The sequence below is a fragment of the Synechococcus sp. H55.11 genome (assembly GCF_047462475.1).
Lineage (GTDB): Bacteria > Cyanobacteriota > Cyanobacteriia > Thermostichales > Thermostichaceae > Thermostichus.
In genome coordinates this window covers 1-17,859 of sequence record NZ_JANSJI010000237.1, presented here as the reverse complement: position 1 = coordinate 17,859, position 17,859 = coordinate 1, and the positions used below count along the sequence as shown (strand labels likewise).

Below are 17,859 nucleotides of genomic sequence, written 5' to 3'. Positions count from 1 at the left end.
TGGCCTACCCTCTGGGATCTGGATCTTGCTTAAGCCAAAAGTGGCGCTCGCCTCATCCCATTAGGAGACAACGTTCACTTTGACCACTTGGGCTTTTTCAGAGTCCGCTTTGGGCAGAGTCAGGGTGAGGATGCCATCTTTGTATTCCGCTTTCACCTGATCGTGCTTGATCCGGTTGGGCAGCGGGATCACCCGTTGGAAGCGCCCGTAGCGGAACTCGGTGCGGGTTACGCCTTTGTCTTCGGAGCGTTTTTCAAAGCGCCGCTCACCGCTGATGGAGACCGCTTCCGCCGTCGCTTGGATGTCCAGATCGTTGGGGTTCAAGCCGGGCAGCTCCAGCTTGAGGGTAATGGTTTCCGGATCGTCGTGCATTTCCACCGCCGGCACGAAGGCAAAGGCATCGGTCTCGGCGGGACGGGTCATCAGCCGGTCAAACATCCGGTTCATTTCCCGTTGAATTTCGTCAATTTCCCGAAAGGGATCCCAGCGAACCAGAGCCATATCTATCCACCTCCTGATCAGATTTTGGTTAACTTTTGGTTAGCTTCTCTTTAAGCTTTACTCACAAGGCTTTAGCCTAGCCTCTGTACATTAAAATAAGCTTTCTGGCTGGCTCCAGAGGTCGAGTTTTCTGGAAATCGGTTGGGGTATTTTCTCACCCAAGAATCAGGAGAAAGCTCTCAGGAATCGCTGCGCTGGGGCGGGCGATGGGATCTCGTTTGCAACCACAAACTCAGGCCGGTAGCCACCATCACCAACAGCCCCAGGCCGTTTAAGAAGGGGTAGATGGCCTGCAGATCCAGCGGCCCCCACTGCCCTTTGTGGATTTGGATTAGCCAGTAGTAGTCCAAGTTGTCGTTGAGGCGGGCAATTTGGTAGAGGGATCCCGTCACCACCGTCACCACCAAGGGCAGGGCCAGGATGGGAGCGAGGGCGCGGTGGATCTGGCGGGTGAGTTTTCGGGACAGGGCCATCAGGATTTCTCCAAGGCTAGCAAACCATGCTGCCATGGTATCAGGGTGGCCCCTTTAGGAACGGATCCCGAGGACTTCCTCCAGCTTGGGCATTTGTTCGCGGGGGATGATCCGCCCTTCGTCCTCAAAGCCGGGGATCTCGTGGAAGTTGAGGTAGCGGTACAGCTCGCCGGCAAAGGGCTGGATCTTGGTGGCAACGATCTCCCGGTATTCCTCAGGGGTAGGGATCCGCCCCAGGAGGGCGCAGGCAGCCGCCAGCTCGGCGGATCCCAGATAGACCCGCGCGTCCTTGCCCATGCGGTTGTTGAAGTTGCGGGTGGAGGTGGACATGACGGTGGCCCCATCTGCCACGCGGGCCTGGTTGCCCATGCACAAGCTGCAGCCCGGCATTTCCGTCCTCGCGCCGACAGCGGCAAAGGTGCCGTACACCCCTTCGGCGCGCAGTTGCGCCTCGTCCATGCGGGTGGGTGGGCAGATCCAAAATTGGCGTACCTTGGCCCGACCTTGCCCTTCCAAGATCTTGGCGGCAGCCCGGTAGTGGCCGATGTTGGTCATGCAGGAGCCGATGAACACCTCGTCAATTTGGATGGGTGTGTCGGGGTTGCCTGCCGCGTGCTGGGCGTGGACTTCGCTTAGAGTCATCACCTTGTCGGGATCGTTGGGGGCACAGACGATCGGCTCGGTGATGCTGCTGAGATCAATCTCGATCACGGCAGCGTATTCGGCGTCGGGATCCGCCTCCATCAGGGTGGGGTTGGCCAGCCAGGCTTCCATCTTGGCGATGCGCCGCAGCAGAGTTCTCGCATCCTGATAGCCGCGGGCGATCATGTTTTTCAGCAGCACCACGTTGGAGCGCAGGTACTCGGCGACCGTCTCGACGCTTAGCTTGATGGTGCAGCCGGCGCAGTTGCGCTCTGCCGAGGCGTCGGTAAACTCGAAGGCTTGCTCCACCTTGAGATGGGGCAGGCCCTCGATCTCCATAATTCGCCCGGCAAAGACGTTTTTCTTGCCCTGCTTCTCGACGGTGAGCAGTCCCCGCTGGATGGCCACGTAGGGGATGGCGTGGACGATGTCCCGCAGGGTGATCCCGGGTTGCAATTCCCCCCGGAAGCGCACCAGCACCGACTCCGGCATATTGAGGGGCATCACCCCCATGGCGGCGGCAAAGGCCACCAGCCCCGATCCCGCCGGGAAGGAGATGCCCAAAGGAAAGCGGGTGTGGGAGTCGCCCCCGGTGCCGACGGTATCCGGCAGCAGCATGCGGTTGAGCCAGGAGTGGATGATGCCGTCGCCGGGCCGCAGGACAACGCCCCCCCGCGAGGCAAAAAAGTCGGGCAGCTCTTTATGGATCTGGATGTCCACCGGCTTGGGATAGGCGGCGGTGTGGCAGAAGCTCTGCAGCACCAGGTCGGCGCTGAAGCCCAGGCAGGCCAGCTCCTTCAGCTCGTCGCGGGTCATGGGGCCGGTGGTGTCCTGGGATCCCACCGTGGTGATCAGCGGCTCACAACTGGTGCCCGGGCGCACCCCCGGCAGCCCACAGGCTTTGCCGACAATTTTCTGGGCCAGGGTATAGCCTTTGCCGGTGTCGGCGGGCGGGGTGGGACGGATAAATAGGGGAGAGGGATCCAGCCCCAGGGCCTGGCGGGTTTTGTCGGTGAGGGCCCGGCCAATCAAGAGGGGGATGCGGCCCCCCGCCCGCACCTCGTCCGGCAGGGTCACAGGCCGCAGGGAAAAGGTGGAGAGGACTTGGCCATCCTCAGAGCGGATGACGCCTTCGTAGGGATAGATGGTGACCACCATGCCCGTCTCCAGCCGCGAGACCTCGCACTGGATGGGCAGGGCGCCGGCATCTTCGGCGGTGTTGAAGAAAATGGGCGCGATCGTGCCTCCCAGAATCACCCCGCCGGCCCGCTTGTTGGGCACATAAGGAATGTCGTGGCCAATGTGCCAGAGCAGGGAGTTGAGGGCGGACTTGCGGGAAGATCCCGTGCCCACCACATCCCCCACAAAGGCCACCGGATAGCCGCGGCGCTTCAGCTCGGCAATAGCAGCCAGGGATCCCGGCGCGCGCGACTCCAGCATGCTCTGGGCGTGCAGGGGGATGTCCGGGCGGGTGGTGGCGTGGGCGGCGGGGGAGAGGTCGTCGGTGTTGATCTCGCCGGCAATTTTGAACACCGTCACGGTGATGGCCTCGGCCAGGGGCGGCCTGGTAGTGAACCACTCTCCTTCAGCCCAGGACTGCAGCACCTGCCGAGCGCGGGCGTTACCGGCCTGGCTGAGTTCCAGCACGTCGTGGAAGGCATCGAAAACCAGCAGCGTGTGGCTGAGGGCGCGGGCCGCCGCGGCGGCAATCTCCGGTCGTTCATCTTGCAGCAGCTCCAGCAGCACCTGGACGTTATAGCCCCCCAGCATCGTCCCCAAGAGCTCCACCGCCCGCAGGGGGGTAATCAGAGGTGAGCGCGCTTCTTCCTTGGCCACAGCCGCCAAAAAGCCCGCCTTCACATAGGCCGCCTCATCCACTCCCGGCGGCACCCGCTCTGTGAGCAGATGCAACAAAAAAGCTTCCTCGCCGGCAGGGGGATCCTTGAGCAGCTCGCACACCTGGCTGGTCTGGGCAGCGCTCAAGGGCAGCGGCGGGATCCCTTGATCCGCGCGGGCAGCAACATGTTGGCGGTACTCGGCCAGCATGGGGAGGATTCCACTCGACATGGGTATTTATTCTACCGCCAGGTCGGCAGCAGGAAGGGATCCCAGCAGCGCTTAGGATAGCTCCGCCAGCAGCTCTTTTTGGTATAGGCCGATACAAGCTTGGATTAACTCGTCCAGCTCCCCTTCCAAAATCGGCTCGAGCAGGAAGTTCTGGTTGAGGCGGTGGTCGGTGACGCGGTTGTCCTTGTAGTTGTAGGTGCGAATTTTTTCCGAGCGGGATCCCGTTCCCACCTGCATGCGACGGGCGGAGCTGATGGAGGCCTGTTGCTCCTGCAGCTTCATCTCGTAGAGCTTGGCCCGCAAAATCTGCATCGCCCGCTGCCGGTTTTGCAACTGGGATCGCTCCTCGGTGCAGAAGACGCGGATGCCGGTGGGCTTGTGGAGGAGATCCACCGCCGTTTCCACCTTGTTCACGTTTTGGCCGCCCGCCCCGCCGGAGCGCGCCGTCTTGATCTCGATGTCCTTGGGGTCGATCACCACCTCCACCTCGTCCACCTCCGGCATCACCGCCACCGTGGCCGTCGAGGTGTGGACGCGCCCCTGCGCCTCTGTCACGGGCACCCGCTGCACCCGGTGCACGCCGGCCTCAAACTTCAGCTTGCTATAGACCTGGTCGCCGCGGATTTCCAGGATGGCCTCTTTGTAGCCCCCCATCTCTCCTTCCGAGAGGCTGGCCAGGCGCACCGACCAACCCATCTTCTCGGCGTAGCGGGTGTACATGCGGGCCAAATCAGCCGCCCACAGCGCCGCTTCCTCGCCCCCGGTGCCGGCGCGGATCTCCAACATGATGTTTTTTTCGTCGTTGGGATCCCGGGGCAGCAGCAGCAGGGTGAGCTGTTGCTCCAGTTGCTCTTGGCGGGCGCGCAGTTGCTCGAGTTCCGACCTGGCCATCGCCTCCAGCTCCGGATCGGAGGCCGCCTCGCGCAGCAGCTCTTCCGTCTGCTTCAGGTCGCGAGTCAGCTTCTGCCAATCGTGAAAAGCCTGCACGGTGGCTTCCAGGGAGGAGCGGGCCTTGGCGATCCGCTGCAGCTCCGCCGGATCCGTCGCCACATCAGGATCGGCCAGGCGCACCGTCAGCTCCTGAAAAGTGGCCTCGACGTTCTTAAGCTGCTCGATCAGTTGAGCAGAAGCCATGGGTCTAGCCTCACCGAGAAGTCTAAGCAGGGCCCAAATGGGGAACCTTGGTGCAGAAACTCGGCTACTTGGCTTTCTTGCTGCCGCCCATGCCGTACTTGCGCATGAACTTCTCCACCCGTCCTTCGCTGTCGATGATCTTCTGGCTGCCGGTGAAAAAGGGATGGTTGCCGGACCAAACGTCGACCTTCAGCTCCGGCTGGGTGGATCCCACCGTCATCACCACTTCGCCGTTGCAGATGACTTTGGCTTCGGGATACCACTGTGGGTGTATTCCTTTTTTGGGCATGGCAATCTCCTCCTCTGGGCTTGTTTCTATACCCTTGTCTACCAACATCGACCTTGAAAAAGCAATGGCGGGGATCCCTAGCGCTTCGAGTACTGGGGAGCCTTGCGGGCCTTGCGCAGGCCGTATTTCTTCCGTTCCACGGCGCGCGGATCCCGTTTTAGGTAGCCCTCTACCTTCAAGGGGCCGCGATTGGCCGGATCCACCTCGCAGAGGGCGCGTGCCACCCCCAACTTGATGGCATCGGCCTGGCCGTGGACGCCGCCCCCATGGGCTCGCACCAGGATGTCGTAGGCGTTCTCCAAACCAAGGATCTCCAGCGGCGCTTTTACGTTGGCCAATAGCGCTTCTTGATACTGCAGATACTGGTCTCCCGGCCTGTCGTTGATGAGGATCTTGCCGGTGCCGGGCACCAAGCGCACGCGGGCAACAGCGGTTTTGCGGCGCCCGGTTCCCCAATAAACGGCTCGATGGCTGCTGGCTGCTTGCGTCATGCTTTGGCTCCTGGGATCGTGTGAACAGGATACACCTGCGGCTGCTGGGCCTCGTGGGGGTGGTGGGGGCCGGCGTACACCTTCAGCTTGGTAAATTGCCGCCGGCCCAAACGGGTGTGGGGCAACATCCCCTTGACCGCCTTTTCCACCACCCGCTCCGGCAGGCGAGCTTGCAGTTGGGCAAAGGTCTCGACTTTCATGCCGCCAGGGCGGCCAGAGTGGCGATGGTAAAGCTTTTGGGTGCGCTTTTTGCCGGTGACCACCACTTTTTCGGCATTGATCACGATTACATAGTCCCCCGTATCCAGATGGGGGGTGAAGTCGGGCTTGTGCTTACCCCGCAAGAGGGTGGCCACGGCCGCGGCCAGGCGCCCCAGCCGCTGGTCGGCAGCATCCACCAGGTACCAGCGGGGCGCCGCAGTTTCGGGAGTGGGAAGGGGAGTTTTGTTCATGGCAGCTAAGGAGGACAGAACTGCAGGATTGGACAAGAAAACGCTCAGACCAAGGAAGGGACACCCACAGCCAGATGGCGGGCTTCAGGGGGCCCCAAAAAGGGCAACAAGTGGGCAAACTGCCGCCCAAAAGGATCCGCAGCGTAGCCCACATCCAGCAAACACAACCCTTGCGGAGGGGCGCTGTAGCGGGTGCGCATCTGGCTCCAGTCGTTGTGCTGCCAGAGGTGGACAAATTGTTGCGGGCTGAGCTCGCCGCGGCCCACCACCTCCAGGGATCCCACCAGCAGCCGCATCATCCGGTAGAGGAAGCCGCTGGCCTGCACCTCGATGCTCACCAGATCCCCCAGCCGCCGGCAGAGCACCTCCTGCACCTGCACCCGCGAGTGGGGCCGGTCGGATCCGCGCCGCCGGAACGCTTCCAAGCTGTGCTCGCCCAGCAGGGAGTGGAGGGCCTCCGCCATCGGCTCCACCTGCAAAGGCCAACGCACCTGCCAGCTAAAGAGGCGCCAGAACACATCCGGCAGCTCCCGGTTCAGGATCAAGTAGCGATAGCGGCGCCAGCGGGCCGAAAAGCGGGCATGCCAGAAGTCAGGCACCTGAGCGGAAGCCAGTACCACCACATCTTCCGGCAGACAGTCGTTCAGCACCCGCGCCCACTCCGTGGGTGGGATGCCAGAGGTGGTGTCGAAGTGGGCCACCTGGCCTGAGGCATGAACCCCCGTATCGGTGCGCCCTGCCCCGTAGAGGGCCACCGGGTGCCCGGCCCGCGACGCAATCGCCTCCTCCAGCACCCCCTGTACGGTGCGGTGGCCCGCTTGACGCTGCCAGCCGCGAAAGCCGCTGCCGAGGTACTGAATTTTCAGGGCAATGCGACGGCTTTGCATGGGATCCCTTCACACCAGCTCGATGACCGCCATTTCCGCTCCGTCCCCCCGCCGACGCACGGTGCGCAGGATGCGGGTGTAGCCACCGGCCCGATCGCGGTAGCGCTCCGGCGCTTGCTCAAACAGAGAGCGCACCAGCTCCTTGTCGTAGACGTAGGCCAGGGCCTGCCGCCGCGCCGCCAAAGATCCCTCTTTGGCCAGGGTGATCATTTTCTCGGTGGTGGCGCGAATGGCCTTGGCGCGGGCTTTGGTGGTGGTGATCCGCCCTTCCCGCAGCAGAGCTGTGGTCAGCGCCCGCAGCAGGGCTTTGCGCTGGTCGGCAGGCTTGTTGAGGTGGGGGGTACGACGACGGTGACGCATGGTAACCTCTATCCTGGGCTCTTCGGGGATCCTGACTGAGTTTTGCGGTGACGCCGGCGGCGCCAAGCACCTTGGAGGGTTGCTTGGGGCTCTAGGCCTTGCCCTTTTCGCGGGCGCGGGGCAGCGTTAGGCCAAAGCGATTCTTGAGGGCCTGGATCACCTCTTCGGCAGATTTCTGGCCGAAGTTTTTGATCTCCAGCAGATCCTCCTCGGTGTAGACCAACAGATCCGCCACCGTATTGATCTGGGCTCGCTTCAGGCAGTTGTAGGCCCGTACCGATAGCTGCAGCTCCTCGATGGGGATCTGGTTCTTTTGGTTATCTTCGGTTTGCTGAGGCGCTACCGGCGCATCGAAGCTGACCTCCTGCAGGGGCGAGAACAAGCTCACCAAAATGCGGGCCGCTTGACTGAGGGCCTCTTGCGGAGTGAGGCTGCCGTTGGTCCAGATCTCTAATATTAGACGATCTTTTTCCAGGGACTGGCCGACCCGGGCTGCTTCCACCGTGTAGTTCACCTTGCGCACCGGCATGAAGACGGAGTCGATCTGCAGAAAATCGATGGCCGTCGATTTGCTGTCGGAGTAATCGACGGCGCGGTAGCCATGTCCCCGGCCAATCATAAACTCCATTTCCAAAATCGCCCCTTCCGCCAAAGTGGCAATGTGGTGGCGGGGGTTGATCACCTCCACTTCGCTGGGCAATTGCAGCTTCTCGGCGGTAACTTCCCCCGGCCCTTGCGCCACCAAACGGCCCACCTGCGTGTCAGGAGCCGTGGAGCGCAGCACCAGCTCCTTCATGTTGAGCAGGATCTCCATCACGTCTTCCCGCACTCCCGGCACCGTGGAGAACTCGTGGCTCACGCCGGCGATGCGGACAGCGGTTACTGCCGTCCCTTCCAGATTGGAGAGCAACACCCGCCGCAGGGCGTTGCCCACGGTGATCCCTTGGCCGCGCTCCAGCGGCCCCAGAGCAAATTTGCCGTAGTGAACGCCGGTGGCATCCTGATGGGATTCAACGCACTCGGTCTGGTAGGCAACAGCGCTTGCGCTCGCTTTGCTGCTCAAAGCATGGAGGGTTCGGCTGGTTTGAATCATCATAATGGCCCCGTCCGTCTGGCTGGATATCCGCTTGGAGAACTTATGAAACTTCAGAGGTCATCTCGGGCAAACCGGTCGCTGGCGCGGCGCGTAGCCTTGGAAGAAACCCCCCAGACGCTCGCCCGGCCCTCAAGTCGGGATCCTTTAGACACGCCGCCGCTTGGGGGGTCGGCAGCCGTTGTGGGGAATGGGGGTGATATCCCGAATGAGGGTGATCTCCAGGCCCGTTGCCTGCAGAGCGCGAATGGCGGTTTCCCGGCCGGCTCCTGGACCGCTCACCATCACTTCGATCTGACGCATGCCGTTCTCCATCGCCTGCCGCGCTGCATTTTCTGCGGCCATTTGGGCGGCGAAGGGGGTGCCTTTTTTGGCGCCTTTGAAGCCGGTAGAACCTGCCGAAGCCCAAGACACTACATCGCCGTTGGGATCGGTGATGGTGACGATGGTGTTGTTGAAGGTGGACTGAATATAGGCCACTCCGTTGGGAACGTTCTTTTTGACTTTACGTCCGCGCCGTTGCTGCCGAGCCATGATCCATGCGTCCTTGCAATCAACTGTTTGACAACTGTTTGGGATTGGAATGGTCGAAGGGTCTTATTTCTTGGCAGGAGCTTTCTTCTTGCCGGCAACCGTTTTCCTCACCCCCTTGCGGGTGCGGGCGTTGGTGCGGGTGCGCTGGCCGCGTACGGGCAAACCCAGGCGATGGCGGCGGCCTCGATAGGTGCCGATGTCGATCAGCCGCTTGATGTTCATCGCCTCTTGGCGGCGCAGATCCCCTTCCACCTGGTACTCGCCCTCCACCACCGTCCGTAGGGCGGCCACCTCGGCGTCGCTGAGGTCACGGGTACGAGTATCCGGGTTAATGCCGGTTTTCGCCAAAATTTGACGCGAGCGGGTTAGCCCAATGCCATAAATGTAGGTGAGGGCGATCTCAACTCGCTTTTCTCGAGGGATGTCAACTCCCGCAATCCGTGCCATAGTCTGGGATGCCTTATAATCCGACCAATCAAACTAACTCGAACAAACTTGCGCAAAAGAACTGAGTTGCCTGCCGGCTGCTAAGATTGGGATCGCCAAAGCGGGGAGTGTGCCACAGCAAGGCCAAACGTGGGATCCATGCTCTCACCGCCGCCCAGGGCTCTGCTCCGTTGTGCTAGGCTCCACTGTCTTTGTCTTCTGCTGCGCTCCTGGACACAGCCGCCGTCGTGCCCTTATCCCTGCCGCTGCTTGTGCTTCGGGTTAGAAGAGCAAATCACCATCACCCGCCCATGGCGGCGGATAACTCGGCACTTTTCACAGATCCGACGGACGGAGGGCCGCACCTTCATGGTTGATCCTGCTAAAACCAGCGAATATCCATTCTAAGTTCGTCTGGGCAGCCTGTCAAAATGTGTTTGGGCTTCCGAGGGCAAGCGAACAGGCAGGTTGGCTATGCTGGGTCCAAGCAGGCGCGGCTCTGGGGTGGAGAAGGGCAATGCAGTGGCAGTGGCTGGTCGTGCTGGGCAGTGTGCTGGGGCTGGGCTCCCCGGTGTTGGGGCAGGGGATCCCTTCGCCTGAAACAGGCTCTCCCGCTTCTGGGGGGAACCTCTCGGCGGCGGAAAACGGGCAGAGGGGGGAGGGGGATTGGCTTTTGCCCTTGCCCAGCTCTGCCGATCGCCTCGATGCGGTGCCGGAGCGGGGCTGGCTGGCGGTGGGACTGTTGGAAGCGCAGGCAGTGACGCTGCTGGATGGGGCGAGCGGGGATCCCCTGTGGCAGGTGGCGGTGGGCTTTGCCCCCGGCGTGGTGCGGGTGGATGCGGTGCAGCAGGTGGTCTATGCCTCCGGCCCCAATGCTCCTGGGGTGGTGGCCCTTGATTTGCTGACGGGGGAGCTGCTGCAGGCCTACGGGCTGCCGGCGGGGGTTTTGGATATGGCCGTGGATGCGGCCGGGGGGCGAGTTTTCGCCTCCATGCCCGCCGCCCAAAGTTTGGCGGTGATCCCCGCTCCCAACCGCCAACGGAATGGATCGGAGCCTCCGCAGGCCCGCAACTTGCCGCTGCCGGGGCCACCCTTGGCTTTGGCCTATGACCCAGAGCGGGGAGCCCTGTTTGTGGGCCTGGCCGGCGAGGATCCCCTCAGCCTGCTGGTGGTCAACCCCGACAATGGCGAGCTGTTGGCTCGCTGGCGCGGCGGCAACACTCCAGAAGCGATGGCTCTGGATGCCCAACGGCAACGCCTGGTGGTGCTCAACTCGGGCAGCCAGGATCTGACGGTGCTGGATCTGGGCCGCAGCGGCGAGGCCCTGCAGCGGATTGGCCTGGATTGGCGACCGACACGGCTGGCCCTTTCCGCCGATGGCCGCTGGGCCTACGTGACCTCCCGCAACAGCGACCGTCTGCAGGTGGTGGATCTGGAGGTGGGGCGATTGGCCGCCTCGCTGCGGCTGGAGGGACAACCCACGGGTTTGGTGAGGCTGGGGGAGCGGGATCTGTGGGTGGTGGCGGCAGGGATCCCGGCTTTGCGCCGTCTGGTGGATATTCAGGCTCAAGTTGGCGACGGACGGGCGGAGCCCTGGAATGGGGGGGCAAGCCAGCAGAATGGGATCCCCTCTTCCGGCAACCGCGGCGTGGTGACGGGGCGGGTGCTGGATATTGCCGGCCAACCCGTCCAGACGGGGGTTTTGCGCCTGGCCGCCACCTCCACGCAGCCCCCGCAGACGGTTCGCATCGCTGCCGACGGCACCTATGTATTGCCGGAGTTGCCGGCGGGGCTGTACCTGGTGGATGTGGAGGTGCCGGGGTTTCCGCCCACCAGCACCCAGGTGGAGGTGCGGGCCGGTTTTGTATCCACCCAAGATATTCGCCTGCCGCCGGGGCAGCCGGCCCGCCAGCCGGAGGGCATTGGCCTTTTGCCGGATGAGCCGGTTTACTCGGATGAGCTGGCCCGCCACCTCAGCCTGGCCCTGAAGGAGTTGCAGCCGCAGCGACCGGTGCTGCTTTTGAACGGGCCTTTGGGGCCGGATCCCCGCTTTGAGCCGCTTTTGCCCCTCATCCAGGGCCTCACTCTGTTGGATCGGGATGAGCGCTACACCGCCGACTTGGCCAAGCTGAAGGCCATCGGCGACGCCCTTGGCTTGCGCTACATTCTCTTGACCCAACTGCAGATTTCGCGGGACTACAACCGCCAGGGCAGCTCGCTGCTGAATACGGCCCTGCGCTTCCTGGCCCCGGCTGTGCCGGTGGAAATTCCCAATTTCACCCCCAACCAGTTGCGCAGCCGCGGCCTGGTGGTGGTGGTGGACTTGCAGCGGGATCGGCCGGGGGATCGGGCTCGCTACTATGAGGCCTATGGGCGGGATGATGTGGGCGGGGATCCGCTGTTTGAAGATGCGGCAGCGGGCCTGTTTCGGCTGCAGGTGCGCAACATGGTGCCCGTCTTTATCCAACAATGGCAGGCCAACAATCCCTTTTCTGGGTAAGGATCCCTGCAGCAGGATTTTGTCTCTCCAGAACCCACTGCGATTAGCAGATGTCGCCATGCCTCTTTTCTCCCTCACTGCGCTGCGGCGCAAGGTTAGCTTAGGCAGCCTAGGTCTCTGCGGCTGGCTGGCCCTGACTCCAGGAGCGCTGGCCCAGGCGCCGGTCACCCCCATTCCCCACTTCACACCGCTGTTTCCCCATCGAGACCAGGTGGGATCCCAGGCACGGCTGGTGGGGCAGGTGAGCAACAGCCTGGGGCAGCCGGTGGCCGGGGCGCAGGTGCAGTTGGAGGGCTTGGAGCCCGTCCAGACGGACGAGCAGGGGGCGTTTGAGCTCGACCAGGCTCCTGCCGGACGTTGGATGTTGACCGTATGGCACCCCGACTACGAAAAGGCGGAGCACGAGATCCTGCTGCAGGCGGGCCTGACCACCCCTGTGGATGTGGTTTTGCAGGTGCCCATCCGGCCCCAACCCCGGCGTCGCCTCGGCATTTTGGGGGTAGGAGGACTGGAACATACCCAGCTTTTGGGCCAGCGCCTGGCCATCGAAGCGGTGCGCCTGGGCCTGATCCCCAACAGCGAGAAGGTGGTGCCCCTGGACAACCGCCGCATTCAGCCCCTTTTGCGCCAGGTGGGCTGGCCGGTCTACGAGCTGTTTGAGTGGGATCGCCGCAAGCCGGAAGCGGTGAGCCAGTTTTTCGATTACCTGGGCCTGGAGGCCATTGTCATCGCCCGCGTCGATGTCCTCACCCGCCCGGCCTCGCCGACGGAGGTGAGTCTGCGCTCCCGCAGCCGCCTGGAGCTGTGGCGGTTTGACGAGCAGGGCAACCTCATGGCGGAGGTTCTGGCAGAAGCCAGCCGCGATCAGGTGGAGCGGGGCAACCTCAACGCCGCTGAGCTGGCGCAGCTCTATCAAATCCAGGTCACCCAAATGGCCGGCGAAATCGGATCCCGCTGGAAAGAAAATCACCCCCTGGCCCCCTACCTGGAACTGGCTCCAGGCGAGGCCCCACCCCCGCCCTCGCGCCTGGATACGGCTGTGGAGCTGGTCATCCCCACCCCCTAGCGACGACGGGAGGAGCCGCCCGAAGAGTGGCGGGAAGAGCTGCCCCCGGAGGAATGGCGGGAGGAGGAGCCGGAAGAACCAGAAGAGCCGCCCCAGGATCCCGTGCCCGAAGAGCGGCCAAAGTCCCTGTCCCAAGAGGAAGTCGAGGTAAAGACTGTAACGGTGCTGTGCCGCTCATCTTCTTGCTCCGCCTGCCACAGGGATCGCTCCAGGCGATCCAGCCTGTCTGCACAGCGCTGCAGAGCGGCTTGAACCCGCTCGATCTCTTGCTGGGCCTGATCGAAGTTCTGCTCGGAGAGGCTGTTCCAGCGCTGAATGGCCGGGATCCCCTCTTGGCTGATGTAGAGGAGGAGCCGCCTCGTTTCTTCCAGCGCTTTGCGCTCTTCCTGCGGCGGGTGGCGGAAGAAGCCCCCATACACCCGGCTCAGGCGGCGATCCAGGTCGGGTAGGCGCTGCTTGAGGCTTTGGAGCTGAGTTTGCAGGCGGCTGAGCTCGGCCTGGTTTTTTTGGTGTTGCTGGACGTAGGCGCGGCTGTGGTTTTCTAGGCTGTCGATGGCGCTGTGCAGCTCGGGCAGGGATCCCAGGGCTGAGGCCAGTTGGGCCAGGTCGTCGGCCTGCCGGGGAAAGCGGTAGCCCTGGTTTTGCCAAGTTTGCAGTTGAGCCAGCAGATCCAGCAGGCGGATCCCGGCCTCGGCCAGCTCCAACCCATCCAGATCCAAACCCCTTTGCTGCAGGGAGCGCACTTGGTTCAACAGCCCGGCCAAGCCAGAGCCGAGAGAGGTCGGGATCCCCGCAGGGGCTTGGCGCAATCGGTTTTCCAGAGTAGCCAGCTTGGCGGAGAGCAGAGCAGGGGCCTTCTGCAGGCGATCCAGCTCCCGTTGCACCCGCTCGATCAGGCCGAGAATGCCATCGGCATCCAAGCGGCTGGGATCCACCCGCAGCAGCTCGACTTTCAGGGGGCGACCTTCCAACTGTTGGCGCAGGTCTTCCAGTTGCCGCAGCAGGGATCCCCCTTCCTCGGCCAGGTTAGAGGGAAGAAACTGCACCGGGTTGAGCAAAGTTTGCAGTTGCTCTTCGCTGAGGTTGAGCAGGCGCTCACGGCTGCCCACCAGGCTGATGTAGAGGCGTTCCCAGGCTTCCACCTGCTGCTCCAGCTCCCTGAGGGTGGTGGGAGTTTGGTTGGAGAGCTGCCCTTGCACCCAAAAGGCCTGCGTGAGAGCCTGCCGACAGGCCTGCAAAGTCTCGAGGAGGCGGGATCCCAACTGTGGGTAGCGCTCCCCCCCCAAAATCAAATAAAGCCGGTAGAAGATAGTCTCCTCCGGCTTGTCACTGGGCAAGAGACCCTCTAGGGCCAAGAGCAGAGTGGCCACCGGAGCTTGCAGGACTTGGATCTGGTTTTGCAACTGCCGGCGGCGCCGCTGCCTGCGCCAGGAGATCGTGCCGCCGATCACCGCTGCGGCACCGGCCCCCACTCCCAGCAGCGGCCAGGGGGAAGGCGGAGGCGGATAGGCCAGCCGATAGCTCTGCTGCAGCCCGACCACCAGCGCCTGCGAGGGATCCCCTTGGCCAAGCAGCTCGCGCACCTGGGATCGGAGGTGTTGGTACTCGTGGTCGGCGGTATCGAGGCGGGTGCCGTAGAGGGTTTCGCCATAGGTGATGTTGAACCCCCAGGGCGGGAAAGTATCGGTGCTGGCGGCTACCGTCAAGCCGTTGCGGTCGTAAAAATCCCCTTGCGACAGATCCCGCAGGCCGGCCTCTGCCTCCACACGATCCAAACGGGCAAACCAGGCCTGCTCCGAGGGATCCCGCGCATCGGTGAGATAAACCAGCACCCGAAAACCTTTCGCTGCCCAGGGGGCAGCCGCCTCGCAGACTTGCTTGGCATCCACCGCCAGCCTGGACTCCAGGCGCAAGGTGGCGTAGGGGCAAGCAACCCCTTGGGCTTGAACCGGGCTGGGGGCAAACAGCCACGCCAGTGCTAACAAAAGAGCGACGAGAAATTGCATGCTCCTGGCCCAGCCCGACAGCTCCACTCTAGCGCCATGCCGCAGGAAGTTATGCCTGGGCGGCTAAGAATGGCCGCTCTCCGAATGAGGAGAAGTGTCAGGAGCGGACGGGCTGCCCAAGGATTGCTCCAGGGCCAGACGCTGCTCCATCACCCGCAGAAAATAGCCGCCCATCATCGCGCCGGAGAGCATTTTCGCCAAGCTCTCGCGGTTGGTGATGATCTGCACTCCAAATTGATCGGAGGGCAAGCTCCCCACCAAGCTGCGGATGTTGTGGCCCAAGATCTCCAGCACTTCAGGGGAAGAATTGCGGGCAATATCCTGAAAAATGCTGGGATCCTGAGCTTGCAGATACTGCCAGAGCCGGTTGTCGGGGCTCGGAGTTTGCACAGCCTCAAAACCAGGGATGAAATTTAATGGGCTCGACATGGAGTCACCAAGCTCCCCAAACACAGCAGATCCAGCCCAACTCGGAAGCCCGGCCTGATCACTCAGGCCTTCGCAGTTGGCCGCTTTGGGCTATGTCAACGCTAACACCCAATCCTCACCCCTCTCGGTACGGGATCCTACCCCTCTGCCGTGGCAAATACCGCACCTGGGATCCAGAGCTGAAGCTGGGGCCTCAGGATCAACGGCTGTCTTCCGAGGTTTCGCCCGCGGGCTCTTCCTCGACTTCAGTGGGATCCCCGACAAAAGAGGCCGGCACCACCGTCACCGCTACAATGCTGTCTTCGGGATCCAAGCGCTGCACCAGCACCCCTGTTGCCTCACGAGACTGAGTGGGGATGGCCTTGGCCAACTGGCGCATAACAATGCCTCTGGCAGTTACCAACAGGATCTCGTCCTCGGCATTGACGATGCGCAGGGCAGCCAATTCATCCGACTCCTGGCGGAACTTGGTGGCGATCACCCCCTTGCCACCCCGGTTTTGCTGACGGAAGTGGTCGATGGCCGAGCGCTTGCCCCGCCCTTCTTTGGTGATCACCAATACCCAGGGGTTGGCCAGCCCCTCCCCCTCTCGCTCAGCAGCCATCACCGACTCGGCGAAAATAATGTCCATACTGACGATGTCGTCACCGGGGTTGAGGGTGATGGCCCGCACGCCGCGAGCAGGCCGCCCTAGGGGACGCAGTTGCTCGTCATCTGCCCGGAAGCGAATGGACATGCCTTGGCGGGTTGCCATCACTACATCGTCGCTGGAGCGGGCGCGGCGCACCCAGCGCAGCTCATCGTTTTCCTCCAGAGAAATGGCAATTAGGCCGTTGGAACGCACATTGGCAAAGGCGCTGAGGGCCGTTTTTTTGATGTAGCCCCCCTGGGTCAGCATCACCAGATATTCGTCGTCGCTGAACTTGCTCACGGGCACCATCGAGGTAACCCGCTCTTCCCGGCTCAGGGGCAGCAACTGGACGATGGCGCTGCCGCGGGCGGTGCGGCTTCCCTGCGGGATCTCGTAGGCAGGCAGGGTATAGACCATCCCCCGATCTGTGAAAAAGAGGATGGTGTCGTGGCTGCGACAGGCAAAAAATTGCTCGATGGCATCGTCGTCTTTGATACGGGTGCCGGCCTTGCCGCGGGTGGCCCGCCCCTGCACCTGAAATTCTTTGATGTCCATGCGCTTGATGTAGCCCTGCTCCGTGAGAAAGATGACCGTCTCGCGGTTCTCGATCAGATCGGCTGTCTGCAGCTCACAGTCTTCCAGACAGAGGCGGGAGCGGCGCGGGCTGGCAAAGCGGGCCTTGAGCTGCTGCAGCTCTTCGCTGATGATCTGCATCACCCGCTCCCGACGGGCCAAAATATCCCGCAAATCGGCAATTTGCCTCACCAAGTCTTCGTGTTCGGCCTGGATTTTCTCCGCTTCCAGGGCGGTGAGGCGGCGCAGTTGCATTTGCAAGATCCCGTCGGCTTGCGCTTCGCTCAGGCCCAATGTTGCTTGTAATTCGGATCGGGCGGCGGCGGTATCGGCGGCTCCGCGGATGAGGGCGATCACCTGATCCAACTGCCCCAAAGCCACCAGGTACCCCTGCAACAGGTGATCCCGCTCCTCCGCCTTTTGTAGCTCATAGCGGGTGCGCCGCTCGATCACCGCCTCCCGGAAATCCAAGAAAGCCTGCAGCGCGTCCCGCAGGGTCAGGGTGCGCGGCTCGCCGTTGAGGATGGCCAGCATGTTGACCCCGAAACTAGACTGCAGGGGGGTCTGCTTGTAGAGGTTGTTGAGCACCACCTGGGGCTGGGCATCCCGCTTCAGCTCGATCACCACCCGCATGCCGCTGCGGTCGCTCTCGTCGCGAATGTCGGCAATGCCTTCCAGTTTTTTGTCGTTGACCAGCTCGGCAATTTTTTCAATCATGGCTGCCTTGTTGGTCTGGTAGGGCAGCTCGGTGATGATGATGGCGTCCCGCGCCGGTCGGCCCCGCTGCTCAATGGTCTCGATGGTGGCCACCCCCCGCAGGGTGATGGAGCCGCGCCCGGTGGTATAGGCTTCGCGGATGCCCTCCTGGCCCAGGATCAGCCCGCCGGTGGGGAAATCGGGGGCCGGGATCCACTGCATCAACTCCAAGCTGGTCAGGTTGGGGTTGTGGATGAGGGCAATCAGGCCGTCCACCAGCTCTCCCAGGTTGTGGGGGGGGATGTTGGTGGCCATGCCCACGGCAATGCCGGAAGATCCGTTCAACAACAACTGCGGGATCCGCGCCGGCAGCACCAGCGGCTCTTGCTGGGATCCGTCGTAGTTGTCGATGAAGTCGACGGTGTTGGCGTCGATATCCTGCAGCAGCGCTTCCTGGGCAAAGGCGGTGAGGCGGCACTCGGTGTAGCGCATGGCCGCCGGCGGGTCGTTGTCGATGGAGCCGAAGTTGCCGTGCCCGTCCACCAGGCGCTCCCGCATGGAGAAGTCCTGCGCCATGCGCACCAGGGCATCGTAAACCGCCTGATCCCC

Annotated in this window: 18 protein-coding genes; 2 read left to right on the top strand and 16 right to left on the bottom strand. The window is 62.8% G+C overall.

The features are described 5' to 3' along the window. Positions 1 to 60: 60 nt before the first annotated feature. From NW853_RS09655 to rpmJ, 13 genes are all read right to left on the bottom strand, one after another. Positions 61 to 501, bottom strand: a complete 441-nt coding sequence (locus tag NW853_RS09655) for an Hsp20/alpha crystallin family protein (protein ID WP_414334846.1) — start codon at positions 499 to 501, stop codon at positions 61 to 63. Between the two features lie 179 nt (positions 502 to 680). Then, entirely contained in the window at positions 681 to 974 is a 294-nt protein-coding gene (locus tag NW853_RS09650; protein WP_414334845.1) for a PepSY domain-containing protein, read from the bottom strand. A gap of 54 nt (positions 975 to 1,028) precedes the next feature. Beyond that, positions 1,029 to 3,662, bottom strand: a complete 2,634-nt coding sequence (acnB, locus tag NW853_RS09645; protein ID WP_414348904.1) for a bifunctional aconitate hydratase 2/2-methylisocitrate dehydratase — start codon at positions 3,660 to 3,662, stop codon at positions 1,029 to 1,031. Between the two features lie 72 nt (positions 3,663 to 3,734). Beyond that, the gene (prfA, locus tag NW853_RS09640) at positions 3,735 to 4,817 is read right to left on the bottom strand and encodes a peptide chain release factor 1 (RefSeq protein WP_414334843.1); all 1,083 of its coding nucleotides are present in this window, start codon (positions 4,815 to 4,817) and stop codon (positions 3,735 to 3,737) included. A gap of 64 nt (positions 4,818 to 4,881) precedes the next feature. Next, positions 4,882 to 5,106: a 50S ribosomal protein L31 gene (gene rpmE, locus NW853_RS09635; protein ID WP_414334842.1), complete on the bottom strand. Its 225-nt coding sequence runs from the start codon at positions 5,104 to 5,106 to the stop codon at positions 4,882 to 4,884. 77 nt (positions 5,107 to 5,183) lie between these two features. Beyond that, entirely contained in the window at positions 5,184 to 5,597 is a 414-nt protein-coding gene (gene rpsI, locus NW853_RS09630; protein WP_414334841.1) for a 30S ribosomal protein S9, read from the bottom strand. Beyond that, positions 5,594 to 6,049, bottom strand: a complete 456-nt coding sequence (gene rplM, locus NW853_RS09625; RefSeq protein WP_414334840.1) for a 50S ribosomal protein L13 — start codon at positions 6,047 to 6,049, stop codon at positions 5,594 to 5,596. Before rplM ends, rpsI begins: the two co-directional genes overlap by 4 nt. 44 nt (positions 6,050 to 6,093) lie before the next feature. Continuing rightward, the gene (truA, locus tag NW853_RS09620) at positions 6,094 to 6,936 is read right to left on the bottom strand and encodes a tRNA pseudouridine(38-40) synthase TruA (RefSeq protein WP_414334839.1); all 843 of its coding nucleotides are present in this window, start codon (positions 6,934 to 6,936) and stop codon (positions 6,094 to 6,096) included. A 9-nt stretch (positions 6,937 to 6,945) separates the two neighbouring features. After that, positions 6,946 to 7,296: a 50S ribosomal protein L17 gene (gene rplQ / locus NW853_RS09615; protein ID WP_414334838.1), complete on the bottom strand. Its 351-nt coding sequence runs from the start codon at positions 7,294 to 7,296 to the stop codon at positions 6,946 to 6,948. 91 nt (positions 7,297 to 7,387) lie between these two features. Then, positions 7,388 to 8,392, bottom strand: a complete 1,005-nt coding sequence (locus NW853_RS09610; protein ID WP_414334837.1) for a DNA-directed RNA polymerase subunit alpha — start codon at positions 8,390 to 8,392, stop codon at positions 7,388 to 7,390. A 144-nt stretch (positions 8,393 to 8,536) separates the two neighbouring features. Further along, a complete protein-coding gene (gene rpsK, locus NW853_RS09605) occupies positions 8,537 to 8,923 on the bottom strand; it encodes a 30S ribosomal protein S11 (RefSeq protein WP_414348903.1) in 387 nt (128 codons plus the stop codon). A gap of 63 nt (positions 8,924 to 8,986) precedes the next feature. Further along, entirely contained in the window at positions 8,987 to 9,370 is a 384-nt protein-coding gene (gene rpsM, locus NW853_RS09600) for a 30S ribosomal protein S13 (RefSeq protein WP_414334835.1), read from the bottom strand. Positions 9,371 to 9,603: 233 nt separating this feature from the next. Next, positions 9,604 to 9,720: a 50S ribosomal protein L36 gene (gene rpmJ, locus NW853_RS09595; protein ID WP_011433187.1), complete on the bottom strand. Its 117-nt coding sequence runs from the start codon at positions 9,718 to 9,720 to the stop codon at positions 9,604 to 9,606. A 146-nt stretch (positions 9,721 to 9,866) separates the two neighbouring features. On the opposite strand from rpmJ, the gene NW853_RS09590 reads away from it, so the two are divergent. Together NW853_RS09590 and NW853_RS09585 are read left to right on the top strand one after the other, a co-directional pair. Further along, positions 9,867 to 11,849 carry a carboxypeptidase regulatory-like domain-containing protein gene (locus NW853_RS09590; RefSeq protein WP_414348902.1) on the top strand — a complete coding sequence of 661 codons (1,983 nt, stop codon included), beginning with the start codon at positions 9,867 to 9,869 and terminating at the stop codon, positions 11,847 to 11,849. A 58-nt stretch (positions 11,850 to 11,907) separates the two neighbouring features. Beyond that, positions 11,908 to 12,915 (top strand): carboxypeptidase-like regulatory domain-containing protein, encoded by a 1,008-nt coding sequence (locus NW853_RS09585; protein WP_414334833.1) that lies wholly within the window; start codon positions 11,908 to 11,910, stop codon positions 12,913 to 12,915. Here the strand turns inward: NW853_RS09585 and NW853_RS09580 are convergent. The 3 genes from NW853_RS09580 to gyrA form a co-directional block, all read right to left on the bottom strand. Continuing rightward, positions 12,912 to 14,921 (bottom strand): hypothetical protein, encoded by a 2,010-nt coding sequence (locus NW853_RS09580; protein WP_414348901.1) that lies wholly within the window; start codon positions 14,919 to 14,921, stop codon positions 12,912 to 12,914. The two genes, NW853_RS09585 and NW853_RS09580, sit on opposite strands and share 4 nt — an antisense overlap. Before the next feature lie 63 nt (positions 14,922 to 14,984). After that, positions 14,985 to 15,311 carry a DUF760 domain-containing protein gene (locus NW853_RS09575; protein ID WP_414334831.1) on the bottom strand — a complete coding sequence of 109 codons (327 nt, stop codon included), beginning with the start codon at positions 15,309 to 15,311 and terminating at the stop codon, positions 14,985 to 14,987. A gap of 238 nt (positions 15,312 to 15,549) precedes the next feature. Next, the coding region (gyrA, locus tag NW853_RS09570) for a DNA gyrase subunit A (protein ID WP_414348900.1) at positions 15,550 to 17,859 on the bottom strand (2,310 nt) is incomplete at its 5' end.